The following is a 17,364-nucleotide window of genomic DNA, read 5'->3' on the forward strand; positions in this document are numbered from 1 at the left end:
ATTCCTCCAGCATATCCAGATTGTTGTTGCTGGATGCGCCGTCCGTGCCCAGGCCAACACAAATGCCCTTGTTCAGCATTGCCGCTACCGGTGCGATACCGCTTGCCAGCTTCAGGTTGCTCTGCGGGTTATGCGCTACACGCACGTGCTTGGTAGCCATGATATCCATATCCTCGTCGGTCAGGTGTACGCAGTGCGCAGCAATGGTACCCAGCTCAAACATGCCCAGCTTATCCATCAGCTGAATCGGTGTCATGCCATGCTCTTTGACAACGGTATCAACCTCAAATTTAGTTTCGCACAGATGCATCTGGATTTCTGCCTTGTTGGCAGCAGCCTCGGCAATAACCTTTTCCAGATAATCAACAGGACAAGTATACGGAGCGTGCGGACCGTAGGTGATGCGGATACGGCCATTGTCATAGCCCTGCCAGTTCTTCGCCAGCACAGTGTTTTCTGCCAGCTTTACGTCCTTGTCCGGCGCTACGCCGATCAGGCCGCGGCTGAGGTTAGCGCGGATGCCGGTTTCGGCGCAGGCACGCGCAACATCCTCCATGAAGGCGTACATATCTGCAAAGCAGGTAGTACCGCCCTTCAGCATTTCTACGATGCCCAGCATTGCGCCCCAGTAGATGTCGTTAGCATCCATCTTGTCTTCAATCGGCCAGATTTTGTTTTGCAGCCAGTCCATAAGCGCCATGTCATCGGCATAGCTGCGCAGCAGCGTCATAGAAACGTGGCCATGGGTGTTGACCATGCCGGCAGTAGCCAGTTTGCCCTTGCCGTCCACGATTTCGTCGGCAGCAAAGTCTGCAGGCACGTCCTTGCCTACATAAACAATCTTATTATCTTCAACGGCGATATTCTGCATTTCACCGTTCGGAGTATGCAGAAGCTCGATATTCTTAATCAGTAGCTTAGCCAAAAGATTTCACTTCCTTGGTATATTGGTATAAATTAAGTCCTGCCTCCCTGTTTAATGCTTAGGTAGGCAAATGACAGTGATATTATTGTTGTCTACTCTTCGCCCTGCTGACGTTTGGAGTAATGCTTTTCGTAAAAATCATGCATCACGTCCACGTCCTCACAGCTCAGCTCGTACACCTTATTGCCGGTGCCTGCACAGATTACGGCAATCTGCGCCGCCTTTTCCAGAATTTCGGCAGCAAGCAGTGCCTCTGCCAAATTCTTGCCCCAGCACACAGCGCCATGGTTGGCCAGCAGCACAGCCTTTTTGCCGTTCAGCGCACGCACGGTGTTCTCCGCCAGCTCCTGTGTACCGCAGAGAGCGTACTCAGCGCACTCCACCCTGCCGCCGATAATCTGCACGATATCCTCGATAATCGCCGGCACTCCCTGATGCATAGCCGCAAGTGCACTGGCATAAATGCTGTGCGTATGGATTACGGCACCAGCCTCGGGATAAGCGTTGTAAATAGCGGTGTGCACCTTCAGTTCGGAGGAAGGAATGTGCTTGCCTTCAACAACTTCGCCATCACGGTTGATAATGACAACGTCCTCGGGCGTCAGCGTTTCATAACCATGACCGGAGGGTGTGATAGCAATATTCTGCGCATCAATGCGGCAGCTGATATTGCCCCAGGAGCCTGCAACGAGCTTTTTTTCAATCAGCGCATGGCCTGTTTCCACAATGGCGGCACATGCACTTTCTTTAGCAAATAACTGCGTTTTCATGATTATTCGGCAGCCAGATATGCCTTCTGCTCATCGCTCAGGGTGTCGATGCCTGCGCCCATAGCCTGCAGCTTCAGAGCAGCGATTTCGGTGTTCAGCTCTTCCGGCAGCACATACAGTTTGTTTTCCATTGCTCCCTTATGGTCGAGCAGATATTTCATAGCTAGGAACTGCATAGCGAAGGACAGGTCCATGATTTCAATCGGGTGACCGTCGCCGCAAGCAAGGTTAACCAGACGGCCTTCGCCCAGCAGGTTCAGCTTACGTCCGTCAGCCATGGTGTAGGTCATGATATTTTTGCGTACTTCATACGGAGCAACTACGGAAAGCTCCTCCAGATGATGTTTGTTGATTTCTACGTCGAAGTGGCCTGCGTTGCACATAACAGCGCCGTTCTTCATAACCTCCATATGAGGTTTGGTGATAACGTCCTTGCAGCCGGTTACGGTTACAAAGATATCGCCGTGCTTAGCAGCCTCCTGCATCGGCATTACTCGGAAGCCGTCAAATACTGCTTCGATACCTTTAATCGGATCAACCTCGGTAACGATAACGTTAGCGCCCAAGCCTTTGGCACGCATAGCAACGCCTTTACCGCACCAGCCATAGCCTGCAACAACAACGGTTCTGCCTGCTACGGACATGTTGGTGGTACGCATGATACCATCCCAGGAGGATTGGCCGGTACCGTAACGGTTATCAAACAGATACTTGCAGTAAGCATCATTAACGGCAATCATCGGGAATGCCAGATGACCTGCTGCAGCCAGAGCCTTCAGACGATGTACGCCGGTGGTGGTTTCCTCGCTGCCGCCCATCAGGTTAGGAATCAGGTCACGACGTTCGCCGTGGAGCATATTAACCAAATCGCCGCCGTCATCAATAATCAGCTGCGGTTCGCTCTTTAAAGCTTCGCGCAGATACATATCATATTCTTCGTTGGTGCAGCCATGGGTTGCGAAAACGGTTACGCCGCTGTCAACCAGTGCTGCGGCAATTTCGTCCTGAGTGGAAAGCGGGTTGCTGCCGGTAACAACAACATTAGCGCCTGCGTTCTTCAGCACGAGTGCCAGATAAGCGGTTTTTGCTTCCAGATGAATGGTTACAACCATGTTGATGCCTTGGAAAGGCTTAGTTTTGCTGTATTCATCGTTCAGATGGTTCAGCAGGGGCATATATTCCTTTGCCCACGCGATACGTTGATGACCTAACGGTGCCAATTTGATGTCTTTAATAATGCTTTGCATAAATCTAAAAATCCTCCTTTAAATATATGCTCTTTAGTCTTTTAAAAGAGCCTGCAATTTCTTAATACTTTCTGTATACGGCGCTTTGAGCACGCCATGCTCGGTAATAATACCGGTGATAAGCTCGGCCGGTGTCACGTCAAACGCAGGGTTAAACACTGCCACGCCCTCAGGCGCAGTCTGCTCGCTGCGGAAATGACGTACCTCGTCGGCCTTGCGCTCCTCGATAGGAATCTGCGCACCTGTAGCAATGGAAAAATCAAAGGTGCTCGTCGGTGCGGCGATGTAAAACGGAATCCCGTGCGCCTTCGCCGCCAATGCCACGCCATAGGTGCCGATCTTGTTCGCCGTGTCGCCGTTGGCCGCAATTCTGTCGGCACCGACAACAACAGCGTTCACGCCCTTCGTGCGCATGGTCCACGCTGCCATATTATCGGTAATCAGCGTAACCGGGATGCCGTCCTTAAACAGCTCAAACGCCGTCAGGCGCGCACCCTGCAGCAGCGGACGTGTTTCGTCGGCATAAACCATCTTCAGCTTGCCCTGCGCGTAAGCACTGCGGATAACGCCCAGCGCCGTGCCCCAACCGCAGGTTGCCAGTGCGCCTGCGTTGCAGTGCGTCAGCACTACGGCAGCGTCAGGCAGCACAGCAGCGCCGTATTCGCCCATACGCTTATTCATGGTTATATCGTCCGCATAAATCTGCTCGGCCTTCTCCTCCAGCGCCTTGATAATCGCCGCAGGGTACTTGTCCTCGCTGTTCAGACGCACAGCCAACGCATACTGCAGATTTGCCGCCCACGCTAGGTTTACCGCCGTCGGACGCGCAGTAATCAGATCTGCGCGCACAGCATCCAGCGCACCCAAAAAGTCAGGCTTGTCCGCAACCTCGCGCGCACCAAGCACCATAGCGAAGGCAGCGGCAGCGCCGATTGCCGGAGCACCGCGCACCTCCAAGCGTTCAATCGCCACTTTCACGCGCTTGTAATCCACGCAGGTAATCCATTCTATCTTTTGCGGCAGCAAAGTCTGGTCCAACAGCACCAGGCTCCCCTGCTCCCAACGCATAGTTTCTACCATAACAACCTCTTATAGCTTAAAGCCGCCGAACTCCTGCATAGCGTGATGGCAGTTGCACTTCGCCTCAGTCGGCTCTTCATAAGCGATGAAGGACAGAATCAGCTTTTCCATATTCTTAATGCTGAGTGCCATAGCGTCGCAAACCTCTTTATGAGAAAGCGGCGTCGGGGAAATGCCGGCAGCCATATTGGTAACGATGGAGCAGTTAGTGTAGCACATCTCTGCCTCACGCGCCAGAATAGACTCAGGCATATTGGTCATGCCAACCAGGTCACCGCCCAGCATAGCGAACATTTTAATTTCGGCAGCACTTTCAAAGCGCGGGCCTTCGGTGCAAACATAAACACCGTGCTTATGGAAGGTAATATCTGTTTTCTCCAGACATTTGATAACCTTCTCGCGCAAAGTCGGGCAATACGGATAGGTGAAATCGCAGTGCGCTACACCACGCTCGGGGGAATCATAGAAGGTGTTGATGCGGCTCTTGGTGAAGTCCAGCACGTTGTCGCAAACTACGAAGTGACCTGCCTTCATCTCCGGGTTGAGGGAGCCAACTGCGGTAGTAGCAAAAATCTCCTCCGTTCCCAGGCTCTTCATTGCCCAGATGTTGGCGCGATAGTTTACCTTGTGGGGCGGCACGGAATGGTCTACGCCGTGGCGGCTTACGAAAACCACCTGATTACCGCTCATTGTGCCGATGTTACACAAAGCCTTACCAAACGGTGTTTCTATAATTTTTTTTTCGAATCCCTTCAGGGTATCGGGATTATCAATACCGGTTCCGCCGATGATAGCAATTTTACGCATATGCTTTGCCTCCTTTATAGTTAAATGTGATAATGAAAACTGTTTGCTGAAGTATGTTATTACGCATAATATCTATGCAGATTCTCCACACTTTTTCTATTATATAATACCATAAATAAGGCATAATTTAAAGAGTAAAGAAAAAGCACTCTCAGCAGGTGTGAGAGTGCGAAGTGGGTGTGGGTTAACTTTTAAGCAATGCTCTTATTTTCTTATTAGCTTCTTCTAAAGTATTACAATTAGAAAGAATATATAAACATTGATATGTTACTCTTTCTTCAACTTCCTTGACCAGAAGTTCAACGCATTGTTCTTCTTCTAATTCTTCAATCTGTTTTTGAATATCATCCATTTTTAGCATCTCCTTATAATAATTTAAATTTTATTGCTGGCAAAGCTTAAGATAAGCTTGCTTAATTACTTTAGCCATCAGTATTCTTCTTTGTCGTAAAAACTCCATATAATCTAATTCGGCAAAATTTAACGGCAATGCATGCTCTGCACATGATTTCTTATAATCATCTTCGCCTAACTTATTTCTATACTTTGCAACATAAAATTCAGGTGCATTATCTGAAATATCAATATTAGTTGTATAATCAAGATATGTATAGTTTGCAATCTGATTTCTATCTCTGTCTGTTGTGTAACCAAGTTGCGTTAAATAATGTTTAGGAAAAATATGATGCTTATCAATTGCATTTTTACTACCGCTTGCTCCTGGCACAAAATATTTTGCCAACTGTGATGTACTAAATAGCATAGGAGTATTTAAGACAATTTGTGAAGCAATGTAAGCATTCCATGCAGGAGAATTTGCTGATGCACTGTTTAACTCATTCGGAAGCGTAATATTGAAGTAATCATCACTGAATCTTGCAGAAATAGTTTCTTCCAAATATGCAATGAACTCCTCAGCATTTTTAATACTACGTAAATCAGCAAATTGCTTTTCAACAGTGCTTTCCGTAGAATCCGTATAGAACGAAGTCACTGTACCCATAAAAAACCACTTACTGATAATATTTTTAAGCTGCATAGCAGTTACGTTAAAATCATACCTCGCAATAAGATATAAGATGTAGCTAAAAATTACAGCATTTTTTGCAGATATTTGGTTTTTATTGATGTAACCCGCTTCACCAATAATATTGAGGAACGAATGCCAATTATTGAGGTTCATTACTTTTTCTAATGCAGCTTTGAAAGTATCAAGATTTTTTTGTCTTTCTTCAGACGAGTATTTACCAGTATCTAAGTCTTTACCTCTCAATAACATATAAGCATAACGTAGCCTAGCTCTTCTAAAACCTACTCCGACAGCCATTCTAATCAAATGAGATGGCTCGACTGTTAAAATATTATTATAGGATGTTCCGTCACGAGGAATTCTTGATTCTTTACAAAATTGATTGATACAGTCATTAGTCGAATTTTCATATACAGAAATCAATGTTTGTATAAAATTATTTTCATTAAGGCTTTGTCCACCAGAATTTACACGAACAAAGATATCTGCAACATCTTCTTCCGGTGCATCATAGCTGATTTCAAGCGTAGGCAGTGAATAATCTGTTAAATTGAGCAGTGCGTTTATATTATTTTCGATTAAATCTTCTTCTGCATCTGTAAGACAATCCATATCTTTTTTCTCTCTGCTTTCATTTAACTCTCTTATATATCGTCTTCTCAATGTACTGATTGTATTATTTTCCTTAGCAAGAAATACATCTGATACCTTGGATATCCATTCTGGTGATTTTTCTAATGCAGAAGTAAAGACTGCAAATTCTCTTGTCAATGGATTAAAAGAAATTCTTATTTCATGTTCAGCAAAGTTCTTATCCACAATCTTTACACCATACATAGATGCTACAAGTGCTGTCAATCTTTGCTGTCCGTCAATCACCAATTCTTTTGCTTCTACATAGGTTTTGTCATTAGAACCAATAGAATTTTTTTTGCTTTCATAATTAGTCGGTGATTCCCACAGCATAATATATCCAATGGGGTATCCCCTAAGCATAGAGTCAAAAAGCTCTCTTACTTTGCTGTCTTGCCATACAAAAGGTCTTTGCAAATCAGGAAGGCCTATGCGACCGGATTTTACATCTCTAACTAAATCTCCGACTTTACTCGGTATGTTTTTAAAAAGCTCCTTTGTCATATATCAACCCTCTGTTTCTTATGCTAGGTATTTATGTACTTTCAAAATAGCACAAAATATACATATAGTCAACAATTGATTTTTTAATTATAATTTGTTAAAACGGTAAAAAAACCGAATGTAAACTATTTCGTAAATTATTTTTCAGTCTGCAATACATATTTTATACTTCTTGCTGCACCAACTCTTTTTATAATTCCCTCAATCTGCATATCACGCAATATGGTTCTTGCTCTTCTAGGCTTAACATTAAGAATAGTTGCTGCTATTTTTGCAGTAATAATTTCATTATGCTTAATATAGGACAATATTAAAGCTTTTTGCTCCTTACTTTCTTCCGGCACTGTTTGCTCACTATCTGGCACTGTTTGCTCAGTATCCGGCACTGCTTGCTCAGTATCCGGCACTGCTTGCTTAGTATCCGGCACTGTTTGCTCAATATCCGGCACTGTTTCCTTAGTATCCGGCACTGTCGACTCATTTATTAGGACATCAGAGCCTTCATTTGCATTTTTATTAGGACATTGGGCACTCGTCAGCCCAACTTCTCCCAAACTATCAACAGGTAATATCAAGCATACCCTGTCAGGATTTTCCTTTTCTGTAATATCCGGCATAGCAAAATCAGTACCTGTCCAAGCTTTAAAGATCATAGGTAAACCACTGCCAGCACGTTCGCCTATATTTATTAGACTAAACATCTTTATTAAGCCGGAATTACGTGGATCGGAAATTCCGCCATTTATTGCTTCATCTAAATCTATTCTGAATGTACCGGCATTAGTCATCGTTATACTGGTAATGTTTCTTTCAATAACAACACCTGTATTTCCATAGTAATCAGCGTTGATTAAGGTATTTGCCAAAGCCTCTCTTAAAGCCTTATGCAATTCTGTATCATCAATGCGACTTATCCCGTCTAAAGCAAACGGTACTTTAACAGACTGAGCAATGCGGTTATATACACGGAAATAAAAATCATATATATTACCGCTCCAATCACCGGAACTAGAAACAAACCTATCACTCCAACGAGTATCATCATCCAGCTTTTCGCGATAATCCAAAAAGTAATGCGGATATTCTCTTACAATCTCATACTCGTACCCGAACATCAACAAGCCTGCAGCAGTAGGATGTAATTTACCATCAGCATCTCTGCCGACTGCTCCTATACGATAGAGAAAATCAACATCTTCAAGTGCTTCCCAAACATGCCCCGGTCTTATCCCCTGCATTCTTATGCGGTAACGTTTAATAGTATCTTTATCAAAGACATCTAAATTCATGTTTCCTAACACAAGCATATCCTGTGTTTTAGGCGAAGCATCGCGCAGCATTGCCTGAATAACCTCTTTGGTACAGCGATAATCACCCTCGCCATTGCGTTTGTATGACGAAAACAAATTACCATCAAGGTATATAGGCTTATCATATCTCTGCGCGCGCGGTACACTAATAATAATGATCTTTTTACCGTCGAATTCACGAACTATAACATCTTTATCGTTAAGGACATTGATACTGATTTTGCTTTGATTGTTGATGATATTCCAAAAGTCTATTACTAATGTATCAGCATCATTTACACCTTCAACATGCAACTGATGTTGCGCATCTTCTGTAACACCAAGTAAAATTATACCACCATTAGTATTAGCAAATGCAGAATAAGTTGCCCACAAACTCTTCGGCAGGCCAACGGCAGCCGCTTTTGCTTCCAAACGATTATTTTCTTTGTATTTTTCGATGTTAAAAAAGTCTAGCATAGGAACTCACCTTCAAATCAGCAATTTATAATAAAAATAGCTTTAAAAATATTCTTGAAAGAAATTTCTTGTTAACGTATATAACACATAACTTCTTAAGTCCATTATACTCGATAAAAATAGTTTTAACAAATATATTTGCATCAAAAACTTTAATTACTTCCCCACTATCTCCAACAGCTCCTGCGGCCTTGCAATCACAAAATCCGGCCTGCCCTCCTCCAGCAGCTTCTCCCAGCCAAAGGCCGTATAGCGCACGGCAACGGTTTTCGCCCCCGCACTACGTCCGCTCTGCAAATCGAAAGGACTGTCGCCGACGCACAGGCACTCCTCCGGCTGCAGGCCCAGCTTGGCGCAGGCTGCCAGCATCGGCTCGGGATGCGGCTTGCTCTCCTTTGTATCGCCCAAGGCAACAGTCGCATCAAAATACTGCGTCAGCTGCAGGCAGTCCAGCCCACGGCGCAGCATCGGCGGCTTCTTAGAGGTAACCACTGCCAGCTTAATGCCCTGTGCCTTCAGTTGCTCCAGTGTTTCCTTCACGCCGGGGATAGAACGAATCATATCATCGTGATGTGCGTTATTATATTCTCTGTAAGCGTCGCGCATAGTTTCCACCAGCTCCGGCTTACCGGAAAGCGCAATCATTGCCTCCGGCAACGGCAGGCCGAAGGTAGCCACAATCTTTTCACGCTCCGGTGTAAAGCCCAGCACCTCCTGACAGGTGTGCTCAAAGGTGGCAATAATCAAATCTATGGTATTGGCAATGGTGCCGTCAAAATCAAAAAGTATTCCCTTAATCTGCATCTTCATATCCTCTCCGCTCTTTTAGCTCATCTTCATAAAATTTGCATAAGCATAATAAATTTATTATATCATATTTACCTGCCTTTGCGCACTAAAAAAGCACTCCAGCTTACGCAGAAGTGCTTATAAATCTTATTTTTCGTCTTTTTTCGCAAAGACTACTTCCTTAGGACCGTCATTTACTGCGTCCTCGGGAATAATTACATCGTCAAAGCTGATGCCGCGGGTGTGCAGCGTATGGCTCCACTCATGGTCATGGCGGTGCCACCAGCCAAGTGCTGTAATAGGAATCCAGCTGTAAATAAACAGCGGATACAGCAGCAGATACATCCAGGACTTGAAGGAAGCGCGGATTTTCCACAGTACCGCTACCGGGAAAATATACTGGCCGATACCAACCAGAGTCCAAACCTCTACCGGAATAATGGTATACAGGATATTGGTGTAGAACGGATAGAAGTTATAAATATAGCTGCAAAGCACGAAGAACGTGGAAATCATCAGGAAGTACGGCTGAATGAGGTTCACAGAGCAGTCCAGCATGACGATATTACGTGTCTTGATTGCTTTTTTGATCATCGGGATGAGATAGCGGTCCGCAACGTCAAAGTGGCCCTGCGACCAACGCTTACGCTGGTTCCAGGTCTGCTTGAAGGTCAACGGTTTTTCGTCATATATGATTGCATCATGCGCCCAGGTTGTAGGAATGCCTTCCATCATCGCCTGAATGGTGAACTCCATATCCTCGGTCAGGCAGGTTGCACGCCAGCCGTAACGCTTCAGCACCTCGGTATCAAAGCACATGCCGGTACCGCCAAGACAGCAGGAAAGGCCCATGTTATACTTTGCCAGGCTCCATACATGGTTAACAATCCAGAAGGAAATCGCAAATACGCCGCTTACCCAGGTATCAGTCGGGTTTTTGGCATCCATATAACCTTGGATAATGCGTTCGCCGTTGCACAGACGGCTGTTCATCTCCTGCAGGAAGTTAGGATGCACTAGGTTATCGGCATCGAAAACGCAAACGGCATCATATTTCTTATCCAGCTTGAACAGTCTGTCGAACATCCACGCGAGAGCAAAGCCTTTACCCTTACCGGTTTCGCTGAAGCGCTCATGCACCAGCGCGCCGGCCTTGCGTGCAACCTCCGCAGTTTTATCCGAGCAGTTGTCTGCAACAACATAGATATCATATAAAGCGTCATTATAATTCAGACGGCGCAGGTTATCTACTAATTGAGCAATAACTCTTTCCTCGTTATGCGCGCAGGCAATCAAGGCAAAGGTTTTGCTTTCATTATATATCTTAACTTCCTTCTTCTTGCCGAACAGGCCGAACCAAGAAACAAAAAAGTAGTAGAGCGTAAAAAATATAATCAATAGCTGCAAAGGTATCATGATTATATCAAAAGCTGTATACATCAAAAATCTCCTTTACTCCCCTAACGGCAAATTATTTGTTCTTACCTGTAAGAGCACGGTAAACATGGTTTACAATGCCTGCCAGCGTATAGGTGAACATTGCTACAAACGGCCACGCACCGGGACGCTCGTACAGCATTACGGCACCGACGATTACGGCAATAATTACAGGCAGACGGTACATAGGATTACCCTTGCCCTTGAAATCCGGAAATTTGACCTCACTGTACATGATGCAGGCAATTACAAGAGTAACTGCTGCCAGCACAGCCGGAGCGAACTGATAGCCGGAAACAACATAGGTTGCCAAGAAGCAGGCACCTGCCGGAATAGGCATACCCTGGAAATAACCATGTACAACACCGGTATTGCAGTTGAAGCGTGCCAGACGCAGGCAGCCGCCCACAGCGAAGAGTGCGGCGATAACCTGACCTGCAAGGCCCAGATCCTGCAGACCATACATATAAATCATGATGGCAGGCGCAACGCCGAAGGAGCACATATCACAAAGAGAATCCATCTCTTTGCCGAAGTCACCGCCGCCAACGCCAAGAGCGCGGGCAGCACGGCCATCCATAGAGTCAAAAATCACAGCGATTACGATGAAAACGGGGGCAAGGAAGAAATCACCCTCGATAGTTTTAAAGATAGACAGCACACCGAAAATAAGGCTCGCAGAGCTGATGCTGTTCGGAATCAGACGACGCCAGTTCATTGTTCTTTAACCCTCCCCACTACGGTAATACCGCCAACAACCTTATCACCTTTCTTAACGGTGATTTCAACATTTCTGGGCACAACCAGCTCCGTGCTGGAGCCGAATTTGATCATGCCGTAGGTTTCGCCCTGTTTGAGGTTGGTTCCTACAGTTACCCAGGAAACGATGCGGCGTGCCAGCAGACCGGCAATCTGGATTACCAGGAAGCGCATACGGCCGTTATCCATACCGATAGCATGACGCTCGTTTTCGAAAGAAGCGTTTTTCTCATATGCAGGCACGAACTGACCGCAGGTATAGCGCTGATATTTGATTTCACCGTCGAGCGGCGCACGGTTGGTGTGCACGTTGAATACGGAAAGGAAGATAGTTACCTTAGTCGCAGGCTCGTTGAGATATTCATCATCAAAAATTTCATCTACGCCCATTACCGTACCGTCTGCAGGCGAATACAGAATGTTGGGATCATAAGGCGTAACGCGGTGAAAATCGCGGAAGAAGTAGGCAAAGTATAACGCCAGCACTACGGGGATTACGGCCCACACAGCGCCGAAGAAATAATATACTATTGCAGCCACCAACAGAGAAACACCAACAAAAATATAACCATCTTTTACAATAAACATATAAAGCCTCGCTTTCCTGCGAATATTTCTTTTGATTTCAGCTTAAATCAGTAAACATTTCCAAACTGACTGTGCAGTCTGTTTTTTGCGGATATAAAAAGTGATGGAATGCTACTTCCATCACTTTATTATAATACACCAACCTGCTTTTGTCTATATAAGTGTAAAATTCTTAGCACTTTCGGCAAGCACAACGTTTTTCGGTATGTATCAGAACTTGGATGCCATTACCTTGATTACAAACTTAGGCAGTGCCATCATACGCATAAAACGGCTTGGCTGCTTGTACAGGCGGAAGGCCCATTCCAAAGAAGCATCCTGCATCCATTTTGGTGCGCGCTCCATTTTGCCGGCGAGCACGTCAAAGCTGCCACCGATGCCCATCAGAATTTTTGCATTAAGCTCCGCGCGGTGTGCCACCAGCCATTTCTCCTGCTTCGGTGCGCCCAAGGCAACGAAAAGCATATCTGCACCGCTGGCGTTGATGTCCGCAATAATCTGCGGCACATCCTCATCCTTAAAGTAACCGTTGTGGCAGCCTACTACCTGTACGCCCGGATAAAGCTCCTCGGCCTTCGCCTTCGCAGCTTCGGCAACGCCAGGGCTACCGCCAAAGAAGTACGCCTTGTAGCCCTTGTGCGCCGATAAATCCAACAGCTCGTTATACAGGTCAAAGCCTGCTACACGCTCCGGCACCTTGTAGCCAAGGTGTCTGCCTGCCCACACGGCACCGGCGCCGTCGGGCAGCACCAGCTCCGCATCCTCGCAGATTATTTTTTGATACTCTGCGTTTTCCTGGCACATCATGATGATTTCGGCATTGGCAGTAACAACAAAGGTCTGCTCCTTGGCGAGCATTCTTTCTTCAAGTGTTTTCACTGCCTCCTGCATAGTCATTGCGTGTACAGGCACGCCTAATATTTTAATCGGGTCTTGCATATGTTTTGCCCCCTCTTTTCTGCATAATAATACTACTATTGTACACTACTTTAACGATTATTTCAAATTTGTATAAGAAAAAGCGAACCCTCAGACAAATACTGCCGAGGGTTCACCTGAATTGCTTTACTGTATATATGCCTTCAGCACATCGCTCTGCTTGTCAAGGCACAGATACTTGTAGACCGGCCTGCCAACGCTGCCGCGGTGCAAATCCAGCTTCAGCAGATGCAGGGATTTCAAAAACTCCAGATATTTACGGATAGAAACGCGGGAAATTCCCACCATGCCTGCCACCTCTTCGGTAGTAAACATGCCGTCAATACCGCAGATGCAATCCCAAACAGTGCCTAAGGTGTTTTTATCAAGTCCCTTGGGCAAAGTTACCGCAACCTGATTTTCCTGACGCATAATAGTAGTGTCAAGGTCAGCCTGCTTAATTACGCCCTGCTCCTCAACAATCTGATAACGCTTCAGATAATTATTCAGTGCAAGGTTAAAGCGTTCAAACTCAAAGGGCTTAATAATATAATCAACAGCGCCTAAACGCAGCGCCAGCTTAATTTTATCCTTATCGTTTGCTGCCGAAACGATGATAACATCTACATCATAACCATTCTCGCGTATTTTAGCCAAAAGCTGTAAACCATCCATAGTAGGCATAAAGACATCAAGAATGATTAAATCGTATTTGTTCTGACGCAGCAGCTTCAGTGCAGTATCTCCGTTGCCGGCAATATCACACAGCTGAAACCCCTTGATCTGGCTAAGATAGTGCTCATGCAATTGGGCAACCATCGGGTCATCTTCTACAACTAACACGTTAATCATCTTAATCCCCCTCTTTCCTGGTCGGAAGCCTTACGGTAAAGGTAGTGCCCTCACCCGGAGCAGACTCCACAGTAATGGTGCCATTAAGGTTATTGATGCTTTGCTTAACCAGATATAAGCCAAAGCCATGACCGCTTTCGCACTTGCTGCTGAAGCCACGCTGGAAGATATGTTCGCGTATCTCGTCACTCATACCGGGACCGGAATCCTCCACGACGATAACAATCTCGCGGTCAAAATCCAGAATGGAAAGATTAACAATGCGTTCACCGTCAAAATTCTTCAACGCATCAAAGGCGTTTTCAATAATATTGCCGGCAATCAGTACAATATCATGTACCGAAGGCACATCCAGCTCACTGTGCAGCTCGCTTTCCTCTGTCAGAGAGAAGTCGATATCAAGTTCACGGCTGCGGCTTATTTTACCGAGGATAAAGCCTGATAATGTAATGTCTTTCAGGCGGGTTACTACATAAGAAACCTCAGATTGTCTGTTATAGGCAATTTCCTGCGTAAAATTCTTCAGCTCGTCATAGGCCTTCATATCTATCAGGCCCATAATCACATGCATTTTGTTCATAAACTCATGTGTCTGCGCTCTTAAAGCAGTAGCATAATTTTTAAAGCCTGTCAGCTGGTTAGCCATCTCTTCTACTACAGATTTTTTACGGAAGGTAATCACGGCACCGATAATGTTCTTGCCATCCAGCAGCGGTACTGCAGTAATAATAAAGACGGTATTGCCCATCTTGACACTGGCATCAACTAAAGTTTTACCTTCTTTTATAATATCATCCCACGGCACACGTTTCAAGACATCTTTTGCAGATTTTCCAAATAGTTCATTAACTCCTTCAATACCGGCATTCTTCAAAAGCAATTGGGCCTCGGTGTTAACAAGCGTAATGCAACCGTTGCTGTTGATATTGATAATGCCTTCACGTACAGAGTTAAGAATAACATCGCGTTCCTGCAGCATTCTGGCGATTTCCTCCGGCTCATAGCCGAAAAGTACACGTTTAATCCTCTGCGCCAGATAAATTGCACCCCAAATGCCGACAATCAGGCCAAGCAGCGTCATAGACAGCAAGAATAAAACTGCATCTATTGTAGAATTATTAACGATTTCGTCGGAATAACCGGTAACAACATAACCGATGGTTTTTTTATTGTCATCTTTAACAAAGCCAATAGCCTTATTGGGAATCGAGTAGTTTTCCTTATAGGAAATATTGTCGCGTCCCGCGTATTTGTCAACCAGATTACGCGCGCTATGCTCGAAGTCCGGCAGCTTGCCGGGATTGTACAACACGCGCAGATGGCGGTTCTTATCGTAAATCGCTACGCCCGCTTCATCCGAATGGTCAACATCGTTAACAAAGGCAGCCATAAAGCTGTCTACGGAATCCTCCGGCCTCTTGTTCTGCTTCTCCAGGCTCTCCCTGATTTCCGGAGAGTTACAGAGAATGTTGTTGATGCTTACGGCATTGATACTTACGCGGTCATAAATTACCCGTGCCACCTTTTGCGTTGTAAACAAAGACGTCGGCAGCAGTGCGATACACACTACGAGCGTAATAAGTACTACTATTTTCTGTAAAAGTGAAAGCGTTTTTCCTGATTTGTAATTGTAATTATCTTTAGATTTTCTCCACATCAGCAGGTACCGTCAGGAACTGAATACCAGGATTTCGTTCCAGAATCCAATTCAGGGACCACTCGTTATTTACAAGAATAACAGGTCTGTCCTTTTTATCATAAACAAGCATTCCGTTATCCAAGCCTTTAATGTTCTCAATCAGCTTCTTATCCTCAGCATATACCCAACGTGCAACGGAGTACGGCAGCTGGTTCATCAGCAGCTTAGAGCTGTACTCGTTAAGCAGACGGTATTCCAGAACCTCCAGCTGCAGTACACCGACTACGCCGACGATGTAGCTTTCAAGACCTACGCCCTCCTGACGGAATACCTGAATAGCACCCTCCTGCGACAGCTGGATGATGCCCTTTTCAAACTGCTTGCGTTTGAGGGAGTCCTTAGGCTGTACGCGGGCAAAAATTTCCGGCGGGAATACTGGGAAGTCTTCAAATTGCAGCTTCAGGCTGCTGTCGCTCAAGGAATCACCGATACCGAAGATACCCGGATCAAAAACGCCGATAATGTCACCTGGATATGCTTTTTCCACTATTGTGCGCTCCTGAGCCAGGAACTGCTGCGGCTGTGCCAGCTTAACCATCTTACCGGATTGCTTGTGGTAAACGCTCATTCCCTTATCAAAGACGCCGGAACAAATACGCATGAAGGAAATTCTGTCACGGTGAGCAGGATTCATATTAGCCTGGATTTTAAAAACAAAAGCAGAGAATTTTTCGTTCTCCGGTGACAATATTGTACCATCCTGCAGCATTCTTGGCTGTGGCATGGGAGACATTTTCAGGAATTTTTCCAGGAAGCTCTGTACGCCGAAGTTGGTCATAGCACTGCCGAAGAACATCGGAGTCAGCTCGCCAGCGTTAACCTTTTCCATGTCAAACTCATCGCCTGCCATGTCAAGAAGCTCGATATCGTTGCACAGGTTTTCGTACAGCTCGTCGCCCAGCAGCTCTCTGATTTTGGGATCATCTAAAGAACCGGTAGTGGATTTCAGCTTTTTGGCACCATGGCTGGTGTCGTCCTCGAACAGCTCAATGGTGTTTTCCAGACGGTTATATACGCCTTTATAATGGCCGTCGATACCGATAGGCCAGTTAATCGGATATGCGCGGATGTTCAGCACCTTTTCCAGCTCGTCCATCAGGTCGAAGGGGTTACGGCCGTAGCGGTCCAGCTTGTTGATAAAGGTAAATATAGGCAGACGGCGGCGGTGGCAAACCCAGAACAGCTTCTTGGTCTGCGGCTCTACGCCCTTGGCAGCGTCAATCAGCATAACAGCGCTGTCGGCAGCCATCAAAGTACGGTAGGTATCCTCGGAGAAATCCTGGTGACCGGGGGTATCCAGAATGTTTACGCGGAAGCCGTCGTAATCAAATTGCAGTACGGAGGAGGTAACGGAAATACCACGCTGCTTTTCAATCTCCATCCAGTCTGATACGGCATGCTTATTGCTCTTTCTAGCCTTTACGGAGCCTGCCAGGTGAATAGCTCCGCCGTAAAGCAGCAGCTTTTCAGTAAGGGTTGTTTTACCTGCGTCAGGGTGAGAAATAATAGCGAAGGTACGGCGTTTCTTAATTTTATCCATCAATTCTGTCATTATGT

At 45.8% G+C, this 17,364-nt stretch carries 16 protein-coding genes; all 16 read right to left on the minus strand.

All coding sequences use genetic code 11. The features are described from left to right. Positions 1-925: amidohydrolase (locus BN587_RS10605; protein ID WP_303684976.1), on the minus strand; the 925-nt coding region annotated here is incomplete at its 3' end. Positions 926-1,017: 92 nt separating this feature from the next. Further along, positions 1,018-1,695: a class II aldolase/adducin family protein gene (locus BN587_RS10610; protein ID WP_021721117.1), complete on the minus strand. Its 678-nt coding sequence runs from the start codon at positions 1,693-1,695 to the stop codon at positions 1,018-1,020. Positions 1,696-1,697: 2 nt separating this feature from the next. After that, on the minus strand, positions 1,698-2,942 hold the full coding sequence (locus BN587_RS10615) for an adenosylhomocysteinase (protein ID WP_021721118.1): 1,245 nt from the start codon (positions 2,940-2,942) through the stop codon (positions 1,698-1,700). 33 nt (positions 2,943-2,975) lie between these two features. Beyond that, on the minus strand, positions 2,976-4,022 hold the full coding sequence (gene mtnA / locus BN587_RS10620) for an S-methyl-5-thioribose-1-phosphate isomerase (protein ID WP_021721119.1): 1,047 nt from the start codon (positions 4,020-4,022) through the stop codon (positions 2,976-2,978). Between the two features lie 9 nt (positions 4,023-4,031). Next, positions 4,032-4,829 carry an S-methyl-5'-thioadenosine phosphorylase gene (gene mtnP / locus BN587_RS10625; RefSeq protein ID WP_009145105.1) on the minus strand — a complete coding sequence of 266 codons (798 nt, stop codon included), beginning with the start codon at positions 4,827-4,829 and terminating at the stop codon, positions 4,032-4,034. Between the two features lie 184 nt (positions 4,830-5,013). Next, complete coding sequence (locus BN587_RS12110; RefSeq protein ID WP_021721120.1) at positions 5,014-5,181, minus strand: hypothetical protein; 168 nt, start codon at positions 5,179-5,181, stop codon at positions 5,014-5,016. Positions 5,182-5,211: 30 nt separating this feature from the next. Further along, positions 5,212-6,996 carry a GmrSD restriction endonuclease domain-containing protein gene (locus BN587_RS10630; RefSeq protein WP_021721121.1) on the minus strand — a complete coding sequence of 595 codons (1,785 nt, stop codon included), beginning with the start codon at positions 6,994-6,996 and terminating at the stop codon, positions 5,212-5,214. A gap of 137 nt (positions 6,997-7,133) precedes the next feature. Further along, positions 7,134-8,765, minus strand: coding sequence for an RNA-binding domain-containing protein (locus BN587_RS10635; RefSeq protein ID WP_021721122.1), 1,632 nt, complete (start codon positions 8,763-8,765; stop codon positions 7,134-7,136). Positions 8,766-8,921: 156 nt separating this feature from the next. Further along, positions 8,922-9,575, minus strand: coding sequence for an HAD-IA family hydrolase (locus BN587_RS10640; RefSeq protein WP_021721123.1), 654 nt, complete (start codon positions 9,573-9,575; stop codon positions 8,922-8,924). A gap of 126 nt (positions 9,576-9,701) precedes the next feature. After that, entirely contained in the window at positions 9,702-10,994 is a 1,293-nt protein-coding gene (locus BN587_RS10645; RefSeq protein ID WP_009145103.1) for a glycosyltransferase family 2 protein, read from the minus strand. Between the two features lie 31 nt (positions 10,995-11,025). Next, entirely contained in the window at positions 11,026-11,709 is a 684-nt protein-coding gene (gene pssA, locus BN587_RS10650; protein ID WP_021721124.1) for a CDP-diacylglycerol--serine O-phosphatidyltransferase, read from the minus strand. Then, complete coding sequence (locus BN587_RS10655) at positions 11,706-12,338, minus strand: phosphatidylserine decarboxylase family protein (protein WP_021721125.1); 633 nt, start codon at positions 12,336-12,338, stop codon at positions 11,706-11,708. Before BN587_RS10655 ends, pssA begins: the two co-directional genes overlap by 4 nt. A 210-nt stretch (positions 12,339-12,548) precedes the next feature. Further along, positions 12,549-13,277 carry a WecB/TagA/CpsF family glycosyltransferase gene (locus BN587_RS10660; RefSeq protein ID WP_021721126.1) on the minus strand — a complete coding sequence of 243 codons (729 nt, stop codon included), beginning with the start codon at positions 13,275-13,277 and terminating at the stop codon, positions 12,549-12,551. Between the two features lie 126 nt (positions 13,278-13,403). After that, on the minus strand, positions 13,404-14,108 hold the full coding sequence (locus BN587_RS10665; RefSeq protein WP_021721127.1) for a response regulator: 705 nt from the start codon (positions 14,106-14,108) through the stop codon (positions 13,404-13,406). A gap of 1 nt (position 14,109) precedes the next feature. Beyond that, positions 14,110-15,765, minus strand: a complete 1,656-nt coding sequence (locus BN587_RS10670) for an ATP-binding protein (protein ID WP_021721128.1) — start codon at positions 15,763-15,765, stop codon at positions 14,110-14,112. After that, a complete protein-coding gene (locus BN587_RS10675) occupies positions 15,749-17,359 on the minus strand; it encodes a peptide chain release factor 3 (RefSeq protein WP_021721129.1) in 1,611 nt (536 codons plus the stop codon). The genes BN587_RS10670 and BN587_RS10675 overlap by 17 nt, the downstream gene beginning before the upstream one ends. Between the last annotated feature and the right edge of the window lie 5 nt (positions 17,360-17,364).

Source organism: Phascolarctobacterium succinatutens CAG:287, from assembly GCF_000434895.1.
GTDB lineage: Bacteria > Bacillota > Negativicutes > Acidaminococcales > Acidaminococcaceae > Phascolarctobacterium_A > Phascolarctobacterium_A succinatutens_A.